This is a genomic window from Spirulina sp. LEGE 11439 (genome assembly GCF_059821285.1).
In genome coordinates this window covers 72933-87968 of record NZ_JCAMRX010000012.1, presented here as the reverse complement: position 1 = coordinate 87968, position 15036 = coordinate 72933, and the positions used below count along the sequence as shown (strand labels likewise).

Below are 15036 nucleotides of genomic sequence, written 5' to 3'. Positions count from 1 at the left end.
CTACCGGAAAAAGGGAGCAAATCATGCGTTTTTCACACCTCCTTCTCTATACTCTTGTTAGCGTCACGATCGCCACTCCTCGAGCGATCGCACAACCTGCCAATGTGAGTGTAGAAGCCTTACCAGACTTCAGCGAAACCGCTTCGGCGAACCCTTCAACCCAGCAAAACCCCCTACCCGATCTGGCTGTCACCGCTACGGATATTCAAGTAAGAGGGGTAGATGCAGAATTACAAGAGATTGTTCTCAATACGATCGCGACACAATTGGGAAATGTAACCAGCGAAAGCCTCTTGGAAAATGATACGAAAGCAATTCTCAGTACCGGACTCTTTACCGATGCGAAAGCCAGTCATCATGAGAATAAAAACGGCTGGGATATCGTCTATGACGTACAACCCGAAATCGTGCGATCGCTAGACTTAAAGAATGCCAAAGTGTTAGATAGAGAAACCGCCGATCGCATTTTTTCCCCCCAACTCAACCAACCCATTAGCCCCAGTAAAATTAACGCAAGTATCGCCCAATTGAATCAATGGTATGAAGAAAATGGTTATGCGATCGCCCAAGTGAGAGATGTTCGCACCACCGGAGGAGGCGTTTTAAACGTCGATGTCGCCGAAGGAATCGTGCGATCGGTGAATGTGACTTTTCTCGACAAAGAAGGCCAAATTACCGACGGACGCACCAACGAAGACTTTATTAAAGAACATCTGCAAGTCCAACCCGGAGAAGCCTTTCAAGTCGCCACAGCCCAAGAAGATTTACGCAAACTCTACCAACTGGGACTCTTTAAGAATGCAAACATTGCCCTCAATGGCGATGCCAATGAAGTCGATGTGATTTATCAACTCAGCGAAGATTCGACACGAGGAGTGAGTGCGGGCGGGGGGTATAGCGAATCGAGCGGGCTTTTTGGTACCGTGAGTTACAACGATCGCAATATTGGCGGTATCGGTCAAACCCTCGGCTTACAAATTACCGCCGGGACGCGGGATCTGCAATTTCAAGGCAATTTTGGCAGCCCCTATCGCGCTACTAACCCCGATACGCCTGGATATAATGTTAATGCGTTTCGCAATCGCGGCATTTCAACCAACTTTAATGAAGAAGTCCTCTTGGAAAATGGCGATCGCCCTCGTGAGGGACGTTTTGGCGGTGGGGTGAACTTTAACGCCCCCGTCGGCGAATGGCAAGCCAACGCCGGCTTGAATTATACACAAGTGAGTATTCGAGATAGCGATGGGAATCTCAACCCGAGCGATCGCTTTGGCAATCAACTCTCAGTGACAGAAAAGGGCATTGACGACCTCGTGACCCTTCAAGCCGGAATCGCCCGGGATCTGCGCGATAATTCCATTAATCCGACCTCTGGATCCGTCCTGAGCTTCTCCACCGAACAATCTCTTCCCGTGGGTCAAGGCACCATTTTATCCAATCGTCTTGAAGCCAATTTTGCTCACTTTACCCCCACTCAGTTATTTGATGAGAAGAATCCCGAAGTCGTTGCACTCAATGTACAAGGCGGAACAACGATCGGCGATCTCCCTCCTTACCGAGGCTTTAACTTAGGTGGGACGAACTCCATTCGCGGTTATGATTTCGCCGAGCTGGGAGGGGGTCGCAGTTATTTTCTCGCCTCTGCTGAATATCGCATTCCCTTATTTGCTTCTCCCGTTACAGGGGTGCTGTTTGCCGATTTTGGCACAGATTTGGGGTCATCCAGCCCGACAATAGGCGAAGGGGGGGTAGAAGAAACAACCCGAGGAACGGGTTTCGGGTATGGTGCGGGAATTCGGGTAAATTCTCCAGTGGGAGTCATTCGGGCTGATTTTGGCTTAAGCGATCGCGGTGATAGTCGCCTTCATTTTGGCATTGGTCATCGGTTTTAGTGTTGTTCGTTGTTTGTTGCGAAACAAACAACGAATGCTCAATTGACTAAACGGCTTGCATTTCTTGGCGATCGCTCGCAACCATCTCCTCTAACAGTTCTGGGGTCACACAACGACGTTCGGAACAATAAGTCATTAAATTGACCCCATTTAACATTTTTACAGTACTGACCCGAACGCGAAAATTGTCGGTAATAAACCAACATCGTTCCATTCCTTGATTGCGTTCGTACTCAGTTTGAATACTTAATACGCCATCCGGTGCAAATTTATACCGACAGATGACCGGAATGCCTTCAACATAACCTCGATTGCGTAAAAATTTACCCGCTTTCGGGTTGTCAGAGTTGGGAATATCCACAAGGATCGCGGCATAATTGGGATTGACTTCCTCTAAGGTGGCCAACCAATTAAAACTAGCGCCTCCCGATGCCCGAGCGGGATCGACATTTTGCGCTTTGCACACTTCTAAGACTCGCGGATCGTCTTGTTCCAAAACCTCGATCACGATATTAGAGTCGCCCGACTCATCCTTAACTGCATCAAAATGATGAACTGTTCGCTGTGAAAACCATTGTCCTTCACTTTTGCGAAAAAAGTCCATCATGGTCATTGGGGGAGTAAATAGCATTGTTGTTGAGCCTCCTCAAAATTTTGTTAAGAAAAATCGCGTTCGTTCCGGATGTAGCTGGCGAAATCTTATGATAGATCGGGTCACAACCGATTCACTCCGCTACAAATCTTCAGACTCATCTATGAACAACTCATCCACCTACGACCTTGAGAATATTTTGCAGGCGATCGCCAAGGAAGAAAGTTTCACAGGGGTCGATCTCCAAGGAATTAATCTTGAAGGGGTAAACTTAGCAGGAGCAAATCTGAGTGGGGCGAATTTGAATCGTGCCAATTTGCAGGGGGCAAATTGTCAAGGAACAGATTTTCGCGGCACTTTTTTGGTTGAAGCGAATTTGCAAGGGGCGAATTTGCAAAATAGTTTAATGCACCGTACTCAACTGCAAAAAGCCAATCTGGAAGAGGCAAACTTAGAAGGGACAAAATTAGAGCTTTCTTGCTACGACATGGCTACGATTTGGCCGTCAGATTACGATTATAAAAGTTGTGGCGCGATCGGTCCTTATGCCCGTCTGAGCGGTGTTTTTCTCAATACTGCCAATCTTCGCGATGCCGATCTTCGCCATGCGAATCTTCGCGGTGCATATTTGAGCGGCGCAGATCTCACTCGCGCAAATCTTGAAGGAGCAGCCTTGAGTGGGGCAAATTTACAACGTGCGTTCCTCACTGGAGCTTGTTTGCGAGATACTCGTCTCAATGGTGCCGAATTACAAGGAGCGGACTTTCGTGCTACGGACTTAACTGGAGCAAGTTTTGATAATGTCACTGACATTGCTGGGGCTGATTTTAGTCGCGCTCGAGGGTTAACCGAATCAACTCGTAAAATGCTCTGTGGTTGCTTATTCAAAAATATAGAAACTTGGAATGCTTATACTCGCACCCACACTACAGACAGCCTAGGCTGTCAGGAATTTTGATAAGGAATAGACATCTCCATTCGAGTAGAGAGTCTCAGAAAAATACCCCTTTCGCCAGACAAGACGCAAGAGGTATTCTCTCTCAATTTAGGAAACTGTTCTCAGCAAACAGATATAAGTTCGAGAATGTGAAATTTGTCAATTAGGTGGCTTCGGAAATGCTGACAATCTTGCCACCTTGTCGGTGAATCCCTTGAACGATTTGTGACATTTCACTGTAGTTAACGGTGACAGATTGGTTAGTGTACTTCTTGAGTCGAGCTGCAGTACTCGAAGTAGAATAACTAATCTGAAAACGCTTGCCAGTATTAGCATAAGCTGCACCATTGCCCATTGCCAGTTTTTTGATGGGTGTGGGGAGATTCGCACCCAGAGAAGTCACCAAACGAGAACGACCATCGCTATCGTTGGTTGCCGAGCCGCGCAACAAGGAGAAAGTCCGGTTAAAGGTCTCGTTTTTGAATCCAGTTTGACTTTTGATGCTGCGGGGATAAGGAACAACATTTTCTCCAAAGCTAGCGATATATTCTGGGCTATCGATATACGAAATAATCTCAGCTTCGTATCCTTGTTCGTTGTAGATGACAACGTGTTTGGCAATTTCTGCTTGGTCTTGGGGAGGACGACCCAATAAGTGTTTGAAATTTAGTTCAATAAAGCGATATTGGGAAGATTGGTTAAAAAATAACGACTGGTATAAGCTCGATTGAGCTACAAGATTAACGAATCCGCGAACGGAAACATCGCCATTTCGCAAAAAGGCTTCAGCACTCGTCAAGCGATCGCAATCCATGACATGTCCGTTACCCAATACCTGCTTATAAACTGCCCGGATTACGATTTGCAATTCATCTTCGGCAGCATTAGGACGCAATTCCAAAGGTTCCCCTTCAAAGGCATCCAGTCCGAGGGTTGCAGAATTTGTCAGATTACCCATTTTTTTCTCTCAAATCCTTATGTTTTACAAATGTATTAGAAAGCCAACTGACTCGGTCAGCCAAGCCCAATCTTAGGAAATGATGGAAACCTCAGTCCTATTTATGAGGAATAACGTAACAAAACTTTAAGTTGCAATCATTTTTACGGAATTTGGTGCATTCTCTCTGCGTCCTTGTTTTTTCTAGGACGAGGTTTGCCTCGCGATCGCCCGTTTGGCTTGTTTCTCGATCCCTCCAAACCTTCGCTATGTTACAGATTATTGCATTTTTATCGGGGATTCAGATATAAGCGGAGTTTATCTCGTATGCTACTTTTCAGTGAATGGCGGAGAATCTCCCTGATTATGTACAAGCCTTTTCAAAAATATTTAGAACAAGAACTTTTTAAAAAATTCGATCTACAAAATTCCCCTATCCCAACGGGTCTAGAGCGTCAACTGTCCGAACGCGGTAGAAATCCCGCGATGATTCAAAGCTGGTGCTATCAATCTTCTGAGTTTCGCAAAATCCGCTATACCTATATTGATGCGGGAGAATCTGCCCAAGTTTTTAATAGTGTTATTTATCCAGCACACCACTACGATATTCCCATCTTAGGCGTTGATTTTCTCTCTTTTGGCAATCAAAAGAAAAATTTAGTGGTGATGGATTTTCAGCCTCTTTTCAGAGAGGAAGAATATCAAAATAAATACATTGAACCCATGCGATCGCTGCGAGATAAATATGACGATCTCGCACAAAATTTAGGCATGAAATTCTATGATGCCAATCAATATTTTTCTAAGTATTTACTCTTTGCCAAAACCGAACCCGATACGGTAGAGGAACGAGTTTTTCCCGCTTATATCGATTACATTAATCTTTATTGGCAAATCTTAGAAAACGCAACCCCTTTAACCGATCCTGAAGATATCCAGCGTGTTGTCAAAGCACAAAAAGATTACGACCAATACAGTGCCGAACGCGATCCTGCTCATGGTTTATTTAGCAGCTATTTTGGTGCAGAATGGGCTGAGCGTTTCTTATATGAGTTCTTGTTTGCAGACGCGAAACCGTTAGCAGTGAGCAGCAAATAATATTATTGCTCATTGTTCATTCTTCATTGCTCATTGAAATGACCCTTTACCAACCTTTTTTAGATTACGCGATCGCAACCCTGAAAGAACATCTAGACCTCGAACCCTATCCTATTCCAGAAGGGTTCGAGTATAAAAGTGCCATAACGGGAAGCAAGAAAAGACAACAGGAAGTTGTCACGACCAGTTATGCGTATTCTGCACCCAAATTGAGGCAAATTCGCGCTGCTCACGTTCAAGGAGGAGCCGCGTTACAAGTTTTGAATTTTGTTATCTTTCCGCAGTTGAATTACGATCTTCCTTTTTTTGGTGCAGATTTAGTCACATTACCGGGAGGTCATTTAATTGCCTTAGATATGCAGCCTTTGTTTCGGGACGATCCAAGCTATCAAGAAAAATACACGCAACCGATCTGGGAGACATTTCAAGCCCATCAAAAAGATTTACCTTGGGGAGGGGACTTTCCCGAAGAAGCGCAACCCTTCTTTTCTCCAGCATTTCTCTGGACGCGACCGACAGAAACGGAAGTGGTAGAAACAAAAGTTTTTGCCGCATTTAAAGACTACTTACAGGCCTATTTAAAATTTGTTGCGACAGTAGAAGCCGCACCTGACGAACAACTATCTGATATTAAAACTGCACAATTGAGTTATCTGCGCTATCGAGCCGAAAAAGATCCCGCTCGGGGAATGTTTCAGCGTTTCTACGGCTCGGAATGGACTGAAGAATATATTCATGGCTTTTTGTTCGACTTAGAACGAAAATTGGGAATAAGTAATGGTTAGGTTAGGTTAGGTTAGGTTGGGTTGAAACACGAAACCCAACGCTAATCAGAATCGTCAGTCGGTTGGGTTAGGCAAAGCAACACCCAACCAACTTATTCTCATGCGAATTCTTTTAGCTTTTCAATGAGATGGTCAAAACAGGAGATTATTTTTTCTATTGTGTTATTGCTTAAATCTTGCAAACTGGACGCTTTTAAAGATTCCAAGCTGGCCGCTTTTAAAGATTCCAAACCTAATACCATTGCAGGGAGAGGAACTTTTAATTCTTGGTAGAGCAAGTTCATATTTTTAAGTCCTTCGTCACTGGTAAACGAAGAATATTCGCCAGCAATACCATAGGTAACACAGCGCAAAAAATGCCAGAAATCTCGCCAGCAGGCTTCCGCTCGGAAAGGAGGATACAGTTCCCCTCCGGGCTGGGTAATATTAGGAAATTGGGCGAGAACTTGCTCCCGCGCTTCCGTGACAATATCGGTAGCACGATCGCGTAATACTCGAGCAACCTCTAAACCAATCGGCGATCGCAAAAGTTCTTGCAAGGTAACAATATCTGCATCTGTTAAATAGCGCCCTTCGTCATCTGCTTTTTGGAAAAGCGCGATCGCTTCAGAGGCATGCGTGTCTTGCCATGTTGCAAAACTCACAATGCGTGCTTTGGGAATGAGTTGTTTGGCTCTCTCGCTGAGTTGCATTTTCGCTCCTCCAGAATTTTCCAGTTAAGAGGCTTCTTTGGTTGCCGTCTGGCGATCGCGAAACTCCGCGATCATTTTGTCAATTTTTACGATCTCTGGATGTTGCTCCAATCGATCGAGGGCTGATTTTTTACTGGCTTTAACCTTTTTTGCGATCGCGAGGGTATCGTCAACCAAACGTTGCCGATATTCCTCTAGTTCAGCAATTGCTTGAGAAATGGGGATTTGTTCGTCAGACATTGCCTTAACTCCTTAATCGATTCCTGCAAAATTAATGATTTGGGGTAACAGATCCTGGGCCTTGAAACAATACTTTGTCTCAAAGTCGAATATTTGGATTTCATCCAATCCTGTTTTTTATCATCCCACAGATTGAGTCTATAATCTCGACTACAAGGCTGAAGCCTTGATATAGTAGGTATTTTAGCCGAAGTTCTCCCTTGCATCTCAGCCAAAATTCGTATTAAATGTAACAAAATATTACTTTGTTTTTCAAAAACGAGACGAAAGAGGAGGCTTTCCTTTAGGTTAATTACAGACGGATGAGGCAAGCCCAAATTTGCATTCATCCCAATATAAAAAAACTTGTTGCAATTAACGAGGAGAATCGAATGTTAGATGCATTCTCGAGAGCGGTAGTAACCGCAGACACTAAATCCGCTTGTATTGGTGGCGAAGAATTAGCCGCTCTCCGTGGCTTCATCGCTGCGGGAAATAAGCGTCTTGACGCTGTTAACGCTGTTGCTAGCAATGCAAGCTGCTGCGTTTCCGATGCGATCGCTGGCATGATTTGCGAAAACACCGGTTTGATTCAAGCAGGCGGAAACTGCTACCCCAACCGTCGCATGGCTGCTTGCTTGCGTGATGGCGAAATCATCCTGCGCTATGTTAGCTACGCTTTGTTGGCTGGTGATGCTTCTGTTCTCGAAGATCGCTGCTTAAATGGTTTAAAAGAAACCTATAGTGCATTAGGCGTCCCCGCTACCTCTAATGCTCGCGCAGTTGGCATCATGAAAGCTGTTTGTGTTGCTCACATCAACGGAACCAACACCGAAGCACAAGCTGGTGCTAAGTATCGCAAAATGGACACTCCTCAAGGCGACTGCTCTGAGATCGCTTCCGAGTGTGCTGGCTACTTCGACCGCGTTGTTGCTGCTCTCAGCTAACAGCAAAACGCCATTAGCTAAGACAACTTCAATTAAAACCCGATCGAATACAGTCTGGAGATAAACAAAACAATGAAATCTGTTATTACCACCGTTGTTACGGCTGCAGATGCAGCAGGCCGCTTCCCTAGCTCTTCGGATTTAGAATCCGTTCAAGGTAGCATCCAACGCGCTGGCGCTCGTTTAGAAGCTGCTGAAAAGCTCGCTGGTAACCTTGATGCTGTTGCTCAAGAAGGCTATGACGCTTGTATCCGCAAGTATCCTTACTTGAACAATGCTGGTGAAGCTAACTCTACCGATACCTTCAAAACTAAGTGCCTCCGCGACATTAAGCACTACATGCGCTTTGTCAACTACTCTTTGGTTGTTGGTGGTACTGGTCCTCTCGACGAATGGGGAATTGCCGGTCAGCGTGAAGTTTATCGTGCTTTGGGTCTGCCTACCGCTCCTTATGTTGCAGCACTGAGCTTCATCCGCGATCGCGGTTGCGTTCCTCGCGATATGTCTGCTCAAGCTCTGCTCGAGTACAATGCTCTCGTTGACTATGTTATTAACTCCTTATCATAGGATTCAGTTTTCCTGTCCTGATTTTAGATGCTAATTTTAGGGTGGAACTGTAACGAGTGATTTGAAGGGATTCTCTATCGATTGCTTTGCCTGTATTGGGTTGAGTCAACGATCGAGAATCCCTTTGGTTTTTTGGTGCAAATTCGAGATTTGCGCCCAACTTTGCGATCGCATCTCGAGTCGCGATATATTTATCATCTCAGTCGAAAGGAAAGACTAAGTTATGACCAATAATGCTTTATTTGCACAACTCAAGCACCCTAATCCTAATTTAAGAACTCGAGCCATGCGGGAAATTGCTGAAACCCGCGACGAGAAAACTATTCCGCACCTGATGGGGTTATTAGAAGAAGAAGATATGACCTACCGGCGATCGGCAGTGAAAACCCTCGGAGTGATTGGCATGGATGCAGTCCCTTTTCTAGTCGATTCTTTACAAAATAATGATAATGCAACCATTCGCGCCAGTTGTACGAAAGCTCTCGCACAGGTTGCCGTGAACTATCCCGATGAAGCTTTCCCAGAATTGGGTTTGCAGGCTTTAAAAACAGCGTTGAGGGATGTTAATCCCGTAGTTCATATTGCGGCGGCCATGGCTTTAGGTGCAGTGGGTTCTCTGGCGTTAGATATATTAGTGGAAGCGGTAAAAACAACGGAAAATGTGGCAGTTGCTGTTGCTGTTGCTAATGCGATCGGCTCTATTCCCGAGGACAAAGCCAAGGAAACCTTAACAGAATTGGCCAATGATGAATCGCTGGACACTTACGTGCGGGAAATCGCGACCAGTGCTTTATCTCGGTTTGATATGGTCAAAAATGCGGCGAGAGGGTGACGGAATTGCAAAGCGATCGCAATCCGGTAATGAATTCTCTAGATTTTCTTTTCCATGATTATCCCATTCACATCAAGGGTATAAGTTCCACTTGCAAAGTCACCTTCTAAGGGAACGGTTTCTTGAAAGGGAACGATAACTTGTGGACAGAGAGTATCGACAGGAAGTTCTCGATAAAGAGCGATCGTAATGCGATCGCCCTCTTGTTTTTGTTCCATTTTTAAAGGAGCTTCGCAACCATCTTGAAATTGTCCCGTTACTGCAAGGCTCAGTTGCAGAGGAAGGGACTCGATAATATTGACTTCAACCGTTTCGACTATTGCGGGAATTCGCGTTGCTTCAGTCGTACCAATCTCTTGCGGAGAGGATTGGGATAGAGACAGGTCGGAATCTGGAGAGGTTGTATTCTCGACATTAGACGCACAACCTCCTTGTAAGGAAAAAGTGATTAAAACCAAGAACAAACAGAGTTGAGCGAGAAGAGAGTCAGGGCGATTGCGTTTTTTCATGGGTTCTCAGAAATGAAAATCTAAGAAAATTCTAGCGAATTTCTCCAGATGGTCGTCCCACAACCGCAAAAACACCAGAAACGAGATTGACAACAGCGATCGCCAAAATTTCTTGCCGATAGAATAAAGCAAAAATAAAGGAAAAATGATTGTTTTGCCCTCAATAGGGTGCGTTGCAAAAAAATTGCCCTATACTGTGTCTGTGACAGGATCGAGAATCCTGTATTTCTTTGACTAAAAACTCACCGAAGGATAAGATGCGCGTACAGTTTCACAATTCCTTGAAAAAAGCGATCGGCTTGGCCGGCGTTGCCGCAATGGGGCTGGCGTTTTCCGCACCCGCAGCGATCGCAGAAACCAACTTAACAGAAGCCGCAGCAACAACACAAGATTCTTTTCTCATCGCTGACGGTCATCTTCCAGATTTTGATTATTCTTTGACAGGCGAAGAATACGATCCTTTAACCAGCATGAATCAATTCTACAGCTTGGGCGCATGGGATCTCGTTCGCAAAGGTTTTATCTGCATTAATAACCCCAACGAAGAATGCACCGGAGAAGTTCTCGAAGACTTCGATCTCGGTTCTCACAAAGTTCCCACACCTCTCTATGAAGTGACTGAAGAAACTCGCAAAGGGTTTGTTTGCGTTAATAATGTTAATCCTGCTTGTTACAGGCCCATTCACTATGGCGTGATTTACGCAGACCCCGAACCCGAAATTCCTTTGAACGAGCGTATTGCTGCCCTCTGGAGGGAACTCGACGAACTCGCAACCCGTCCCGCCACTCTTCCTGCCCTTGCCCCAGCACCCGAGCCTCCCATTCTCGCTCCGGTTCCTGGTTTATGGTAAGTTTCTCTTTTGAGAGATTAAGTTTAAGGGATGCGATCGCATCCCTTTTTTATTTAAGCAAGGTCTTGTTTTTGCTGGGAAGTGCTTAAGCGATCGCCTCGTCGCGTCCAATCTTCCTGCACCGTAACAGAAGACCCGCCAAATAAAAGGCTGGGTAGTTTTAAAAGCGCTGTTGGTTTATAGCAATAGCGTCCCAAGGGTCTGAGAAACCGAGTAGACACCCAACCCTCGCGAAAATTGGGAGCATTACCAAATCCAAAAGAGCCGATATTGCCAAAGTGACTGGTGACGTGGGTCCAGCTTCCGGTTGAGTCTTTTCCTTTGGTCACAACAGCCCATCCTTTGGGAATTGAACCGATAGAGTCCCCGTTAGGAGTCGATCGCACGCTCAAGGGATCGCTTTCGGTAATCACTCTCGCATAAAATTGCGGATCGGGGCAGTTTTGCTGGCTCAAGTGCAGATCGCGAGAGAGGGATTCTGAAGGAGCGATCGCGCTGGCTGTTTTTAATCCCAACAGCGATAAAACCATCAAGGCGATCGCGGCGATCGCTTGTTTTCCCGTTTTTCTGAGTTTCATAATTTCTCTTGGTTTCGCCTTCCTCATTGTATTAGGTCTCAATCAGTGCGATCGCAATCTTTCGCTCAGTTGTCTGTCTCTCCGCCTTTAGTCTCATCGAGAATGGGTTGCCATTGAGGACTTTTTAACCGATATTAATAAGACAATAGTATTTTGCTTCCCTTGTTCTCTTTAAGCGTAAAATAGCTCTTTAATTCATCATGCTGAAACTTTATCAATCTCAACCTTCTGGAAATTGTTATAAAATTCGTTTGCTCTTAACGCAACTGGATATTCCTTTTGAAAAAATTGAAATTGATATTTTCAAAAAAGAAAGCCGAACCTCAGAATTTTTAGACAAGAATCTTAACGGCAGAGTTCCTGTAATCGAAATAGAAAGCGGGCAATTTTTACCCGAATCAAACGCTGTTTTATTTTATCTGAGCGAAGACACACAATTTTTTCCAGAAGACCGCTTTCAACGGGCGCAAGTGATGCAATGGTTGTTTTTTGAACAGTATAGTCACGAACCTTATATCGCTACCTCTCGTTATTGGATATCCCTACTCGGAAAACCCGAAGAATATCGCGAACAACTCGAGCAAAAACGCGAACCGGGTTATGCAGCATTGCAAGTAATGGATAAGCATTTAAGCGATCGCGAATTCTTTGTGGGAAATTGCTATACGATTGCCGATATTGCTTTATTTGCCTACACTCATGTTGCCGATGAAGGTGGCTTCGATCTGTCTGGGTTTCCTAATATTTTAACATGGATCGAACGCATTAAAGCACAACCCAAATATATTAGTATTAAAGAATAGTTGCAATTTGCATTAATTTATGTCTGTTTTAAATGGATCTTGGCAGCATCAATTTCTCACAGCGAATGGAGTTAAACTTCATTATGTCACACAAGGAAAAGGGGATTTAGTCTTACTCTTACATGGATTTCCTGAATTTTGGTATTCTTGGCGCTATCAACTTCCCGAATTAGCGAAATATTATCAAGTTGTTGCTGTCGATATGCGAGGCTATAACGATAGCGATAAACCCGATCGCAAAGAAGCCTATCGCTTGAAAGAACTCCTTGGGGATGTACGCGGTATGATGAGAGCATTGGGACATCGCCAATGTATTTTAGCCGGACATGATTGGGGAGGATTCATCGCTTGGGAATTTGCTTACGAATACCCGGAGATGGTCAAGAAATTAATGGTATTAAATATGCCCCATCCGGCAAAATTTGGCGAAAGTTTACGCAGTAATCCTCAACAAATGTTGCGAAGTTGGTATATTTTGGCGTTTCAACTGCCTTTTTTACCCGAGTTCGCGTTTCAGTGGAATGATTATGAAGTCATTGCTCAGACATTTCAGGATATGGCGATCGATAAAACAACGTTTAGCCAAGAAGATATTGCGGTTTATAAAGATGCAATGGCAAAACCGGGAGCATTAACAGCCATGTTGAATTATTATCGAAATATTTTACCGGATTTACTGCGCGAACGCAAACGAGGAATATTAAAAATGCCAACTTTGATGATTTGGGGAGAGGAAGATAAGACATTAGGCAAAGAGTTAACCTATGGAACAGAAGCCTACGTTCGCGATTTTACCATTCATTACATCCCGAAGTGCAGTCATTGGGTACAACAAGAACAGCCGAAGTTGGTGAATCAGCATATCTTAGAATTTCTTGGTTATTCTGAAGGTTGAGTTAATATTTCTTTTGATGTATAAATCCATACTATTTCAAACTCACATCCATTTCAAATCATTTTGCTAAATCTCTGACTAATATTTCTAAGGCATCTCACGCAGATTGAAATCGATTTGATAGCGATCGCCGATAATTTCTCCTTTTTCGTGTAAGCTATCCATTAGCGCTTCAATTGTGGGGAAAATTGATATTTCGTAGAAATCGCGAAGACTCCTACGAAATAGGATAGTTAAATTTCCTCAAGTTAACAAGATTGAATGATTGTTGCAATGAAGATGTATTATTACTCCTCAGATTAGACAACTTGTTTTTGCAATCCTTCGAGAAAATCGGAAATTTCTTCAACAATCCAAACTAATTCCGGTCTGCTTAACATTTCACCCATTTTTCGTTCTTTATTTCCTTCCCAAATGGCACAATAAAAACTCGTTCCATTTTTCGATCTGACATCTCCGATCTCAACAAAGGTAATATCTCGAGTTTGTCCTGTTGTCTGAGATTGATGATGAGGAGTTGATTCAGTAATTGAAAAGGATTCTGGATTAATGCTTAGCTCGATTTTCCGACATAAACAATAAAGCAGTGCTAAACCGATCGGAATGGCAATAAAGAAAATCAAAGTGAAACTGAAAATTATTAGTAGACCTGATAAAAATATCCCGATCCCACCGATAATAATTTTTGTAGTTAATGCAACATCGTCAGATTTAAAAAAATTGAATTGAGGGAATTCAATGACTGGGGGAATGGTAACAGAAAAATTGCGATCGCTACGGGCGAGAATCACTCTCGTATTTAGCGGTTTGCGAATTCTGCGAAAGCGATAATCTGTTTTTAAGGGTGCTTTTTTGGCAACGCTAAGGGCATATTTTTGGTGTAATGCTTGCAGTGCTGTGTCTGCGGATAAAAAGCGATCTTCTTTAGCTGGTTCGACCATTTTCTCCAACCAATCAGCGAATGCTGATGAGAGAGACAGGCGATCGCGGAAATCAAAGCGCATCCGTTTTTGGGGTAAATCTGTTGGCGATCGCCGAGTTAAAACGAATAGCAATGTACAACCCAAGCTATACAAATCCGAAGCGGGAATCACTTTTCCACGAAATTGTTCCGGGGAAATATATCCCATTGTTCCCACAAATGTCCCCCCAAAACTCAAAGTATTGCGATAAACTTCTTGCACCGCACCAAAGTCTACTAAGTACACTTTGCCATCAGGACGAACGATAATATTTTGCGGTTTAATATCCCGATGAATGACGGGAGGATGCAAAGAATGTAAATATCTGAGGATTTCGAGAATTTGCGTGGCGATATACTTGACGTGTTTTTCGCTTAACTTCCAACCTCGATTAATTAAAGCTGCAAGAGATTCCCCTTCTACTAACTCTTGAATAAGATAGAAATAGCGATCGCTTTCCGTATCGCAATGAAAGTAATTCAGGTATTTGGGAATTGCGGGATGTTTGAGAGTGGCGAGAACTTTGGCTTCTCTCTCGAATAATTCGACAATTTTCCAATCTTGGACTTGACGTAGAGAGACAGCTTTGACAGCAACACGCTGATGGTTTTCGAGATCGACAGCAGCGTAAGTCGTTCCCATTCCTCCTTGTCCTAGAGGAGTGACAATTTGATAGCGATCGCTAATAATTTCGCCTTGATGATGGAGTTGTAACGCATCCATATTCTTCTCCTTACTGAATGCGAAAAATAAGCAGGTCTTGCAAAAATGCAAGTGAACTGAATCGATACTTGTATTATCGCAGATATTCGCGATCGGGTTCAATACAAGCTAAGGCAGATTAAGGCAGGTTCAACTGATAGTGAATAGTCGGAGAATTTAGCTCTATTCCCAAAATATTAAGCCATTGGGATCATTTGCTGCTGCCATCTCAAATTTC

The 15036-nt window shown here is 43.9% G+C and carries 17 protein-coding genes; 10 read left to right on the top strand and 7 right to left on the bottom strand.

The genetic code is table 11. The features are described 5' to 3' along the window. Window positions 1–23: 23 nt before the first annotated feature. The gene (locus AC6RV6_RS11050) at window positions 24–1892 is read left to right on the top strand and encodes a BamA/TamA family outer membrane protein (protein WP_500240893.1); all 1869 of its coding nucleotides are present in this window, start codon (window positions 24–26) and stop codon (window positions 1890–1892) included. A gap of 46 nt (window positions 1893–1938) precedes the next feature. Here the strand turns inward: AC6RV6_RS11050 and AC6RV6_RS11045 are convergent, their stop codons facing one another. Continuing rightward, entirely contained in the window at window positions 1939–2523 is a 585-nt protein-coding gene (locus AC6RV6_RS11045; RefSeq protein WP_500240892.1) for a phycobiliprotein lyase, read from the bottom strand. A gap of 124 nt (window positions 2524–2647) precedes the next feature. Here AC6RV6_RS11045 and AC6RV6_RS11040 point away from each other — a divergent pair, with 124 nt between their 5' ends. Then, window positions 2648–3442, top strand: coding sequence for a pentapeptide repeat-containing protein (locus AC6RV6_RS11040; protein ID WP_500240891.1), 795 nt, complete (start codon window positions 2648–2650; stop codon window positions 3440–3442). Window positions 3443–3584: 142 nt separating this feature from the next. On the opposite strand, the gene AC6RV6_RS11035 is transcribed toward AC6RV6_RS11040, so the two are convergent. Then, window positions 3585–4379, bottom strand: a complete 795-nt coding sequence (locus AC6RV6_RS11035) for a phycobilisome rod-core linker polypeptide (RefSeq protein ID WP_500240890.1) — start codon at window positions 4377–4379, stop codon at window positions 3585–3587. 345 nt (window positions 4380–4724) lie between these two features. Here AC6RV6_RS11035 and AC6RV6_RS11030 point away from each other — a divergent pair, with 345 nt between their 5' ends. Together AC6RV6_RS11030 and AC6RV6_RS11025 are read left to right on the top strand one after the other, a co-directional pair. Further along, a complete protein-coding gene (locus AC6RV6_RS11030) occupies window positions 4725–5456 on the top strand; it encodes a 15,16-dihydrobiliverdin:ferredoxin oxidoreductase (protein WP_500240889.1) in 732 nt (243 codons plus the stop codon). 38 nt (window positions 5457–5494) lie between these two features. Next, entirely contained in the window at window positions 5495–6241 is a 747-nt protein-coding gene (locus tag AC6RV6_RS11025) for a phycoerythrobilin:ferredoxin oxidoreductase (RefSeq protein ID WP_500240888.1), read from the top strand. A 98-nt stretch (window positions 6242–6339) separates the two neighbouring features. On the opposite strand, the gene AC6RV6_RS11020 is transcribed toward AC6RV6_RS11025, so the two are convergent. Then, window positions 6340–6933, bottom strand: coding sequence for a bilin-binding protein (locus tag AC6RV6_RS11020; protein WP_500240887.1), 594 nt, complete (start codon window positions 6931–6933; stop codon window positions 6340–6342). 24 nt (window positions 6934–6957) lie between these two features. Continuing rightward, window positions 6958–7173 carry a DUF8630 family protein gene (locus AC6RV6_RS11015; protein WP_500240886.1) on the bottom strand — a complete coding sequence of 72 codons (216 nt, stop codon included), beginning with the start codon at window positions 7171–7173 and terminating at the stop codon, window positions 6958–6960. Window positions 7174–7544: 371 nt separating this feature from the next. Between AC6RV6_RS11015 and cpeB the strand changes: the two genes are divergently transcribed. The 3 genes from cpeB (at window position 7545) to AC6RV6_RS11000 (ending at window position 9498) form a co-directional block, all read left to right on the top strand. Further along, on the top strand, window positions 7545–8099 hold the full coding sequence (gene cpeB, locus AC6RV6_RS11010; RefSeq protein ID WP_500240929.1) for a phycoerythrin subunit beta: 555 nt from the start codon (window positions 7545–7547) through the stop codon (window positions 8097–8099). A gap of 72 nt (window positions 8100–8171) precedes the next feature. Further along, window positions 8172–8666 (top strand): C-phycoerythrin subunit alpha, encoded by a 495-nt coding sequence (gene cpeA / locus AC6RV6_RS11005; protein ID WP_500240885.1) that lies wholly within the window; start codon window positions 8172–8174, stop codon window positions 8664–8666. Window positions 8667–8889: 223 nt separating this feature from the next. Beyond that, window positions 8890–9498: a HEAT repeat domain-containing protein gene (locus AC6RV6_RS11000; protein WP_500240884.1), complete on the top strand. Its 609-nt coding sequence runs from the start codon at window positions 8890–8892 to the stop codon at window positions 9496–9498. Between the two features lie 38 nt (window positions 9499–9536). Here AC6RV6_RS11000 and AC6RV6_RS10995 read toward each other — a convergent pair whose 3' ends face one another. Further along, window positions 9537–10007 (bottom strand): hypothetical protein, encoded by a 471-nt coding sequence (locus AC6RV6_RS10995; protein ID WP_500240883.1) that lies wholly within the window; start codon window positions 10005–10007, stop codon window positions 9537–9539. Between the two features lie 257 nt (window positions 10008–10264). Here AC6RV6_RS10995 and AC6RV6_RS10990 point away from each other — a divergent pair, with 257 nt between their 5' ends. Further along, complete coding sequence (locus AC6RV6_RS10990; protein ID WP_500240882.1) at window positions 10265–10858, top strand: hypothetical protein; 594 nt, start codon at window positions 10265–10267, stop codon at window positions 10856–10858. Window positions 10859–10911: 53 nt separating this feature from the next. Here AC6RV6_RS10990 and AC6RV6_RS10985 read toward each other — a convergent pair whose 3' ends face one another. After that, complete coding sequence (locus AC6RV6_RS10985; protein WP_500240881.1) at window positions 10912–11436, bottom strand: SH3 domain-containing protein; 525 nt, start codon at window positions 11434–11436, stop codon at window positions 10912–10914. 200 nt (window positions 11437–11636) lie between these two features. Between AC6RV6_RS10985 and AC6RV6_RS10980 the strand changes: the two genes are divergently transcribed. Then, a complete protein-coding gene (locus AC6RV6_RS10980) occupies window positions 11637–12239 on the top strand; it encodes a glutathione S-transferase family protein (protein WP_500240880.1) in 603 nt (200 codons plus the stop codon). A 19-nt stretch (window positions 12240–12258) separates the two neighbouring features. Next, window positions 12259–13134: an alpha/beta fold hydrolase gene (locus AC6RV6_RS10975; protein WP_500240879.1), complete on the top strand. Its 876-nt coding sequence runs from the start codon at window positions 12259–12261 to the stop codon at window positions 13132–13134. Window positions 13135–13433: 299 nt separating this feature from the next. Here the strand turns inward: AC6RV6_RS10975 and AC6RV6_RS10970 are convergent, their stop codons facing one another. Beyond that, entirely contained in the window at window positions 13434–14819 is a 1386-nt protein-coding gene (locus AC6RV6_RS10970) for a serine/threonine protein kinase (protein WP_500240878.1), read from the bottom strand. Window positions 14820–15036: the final 217 nt, after the last annotated feature.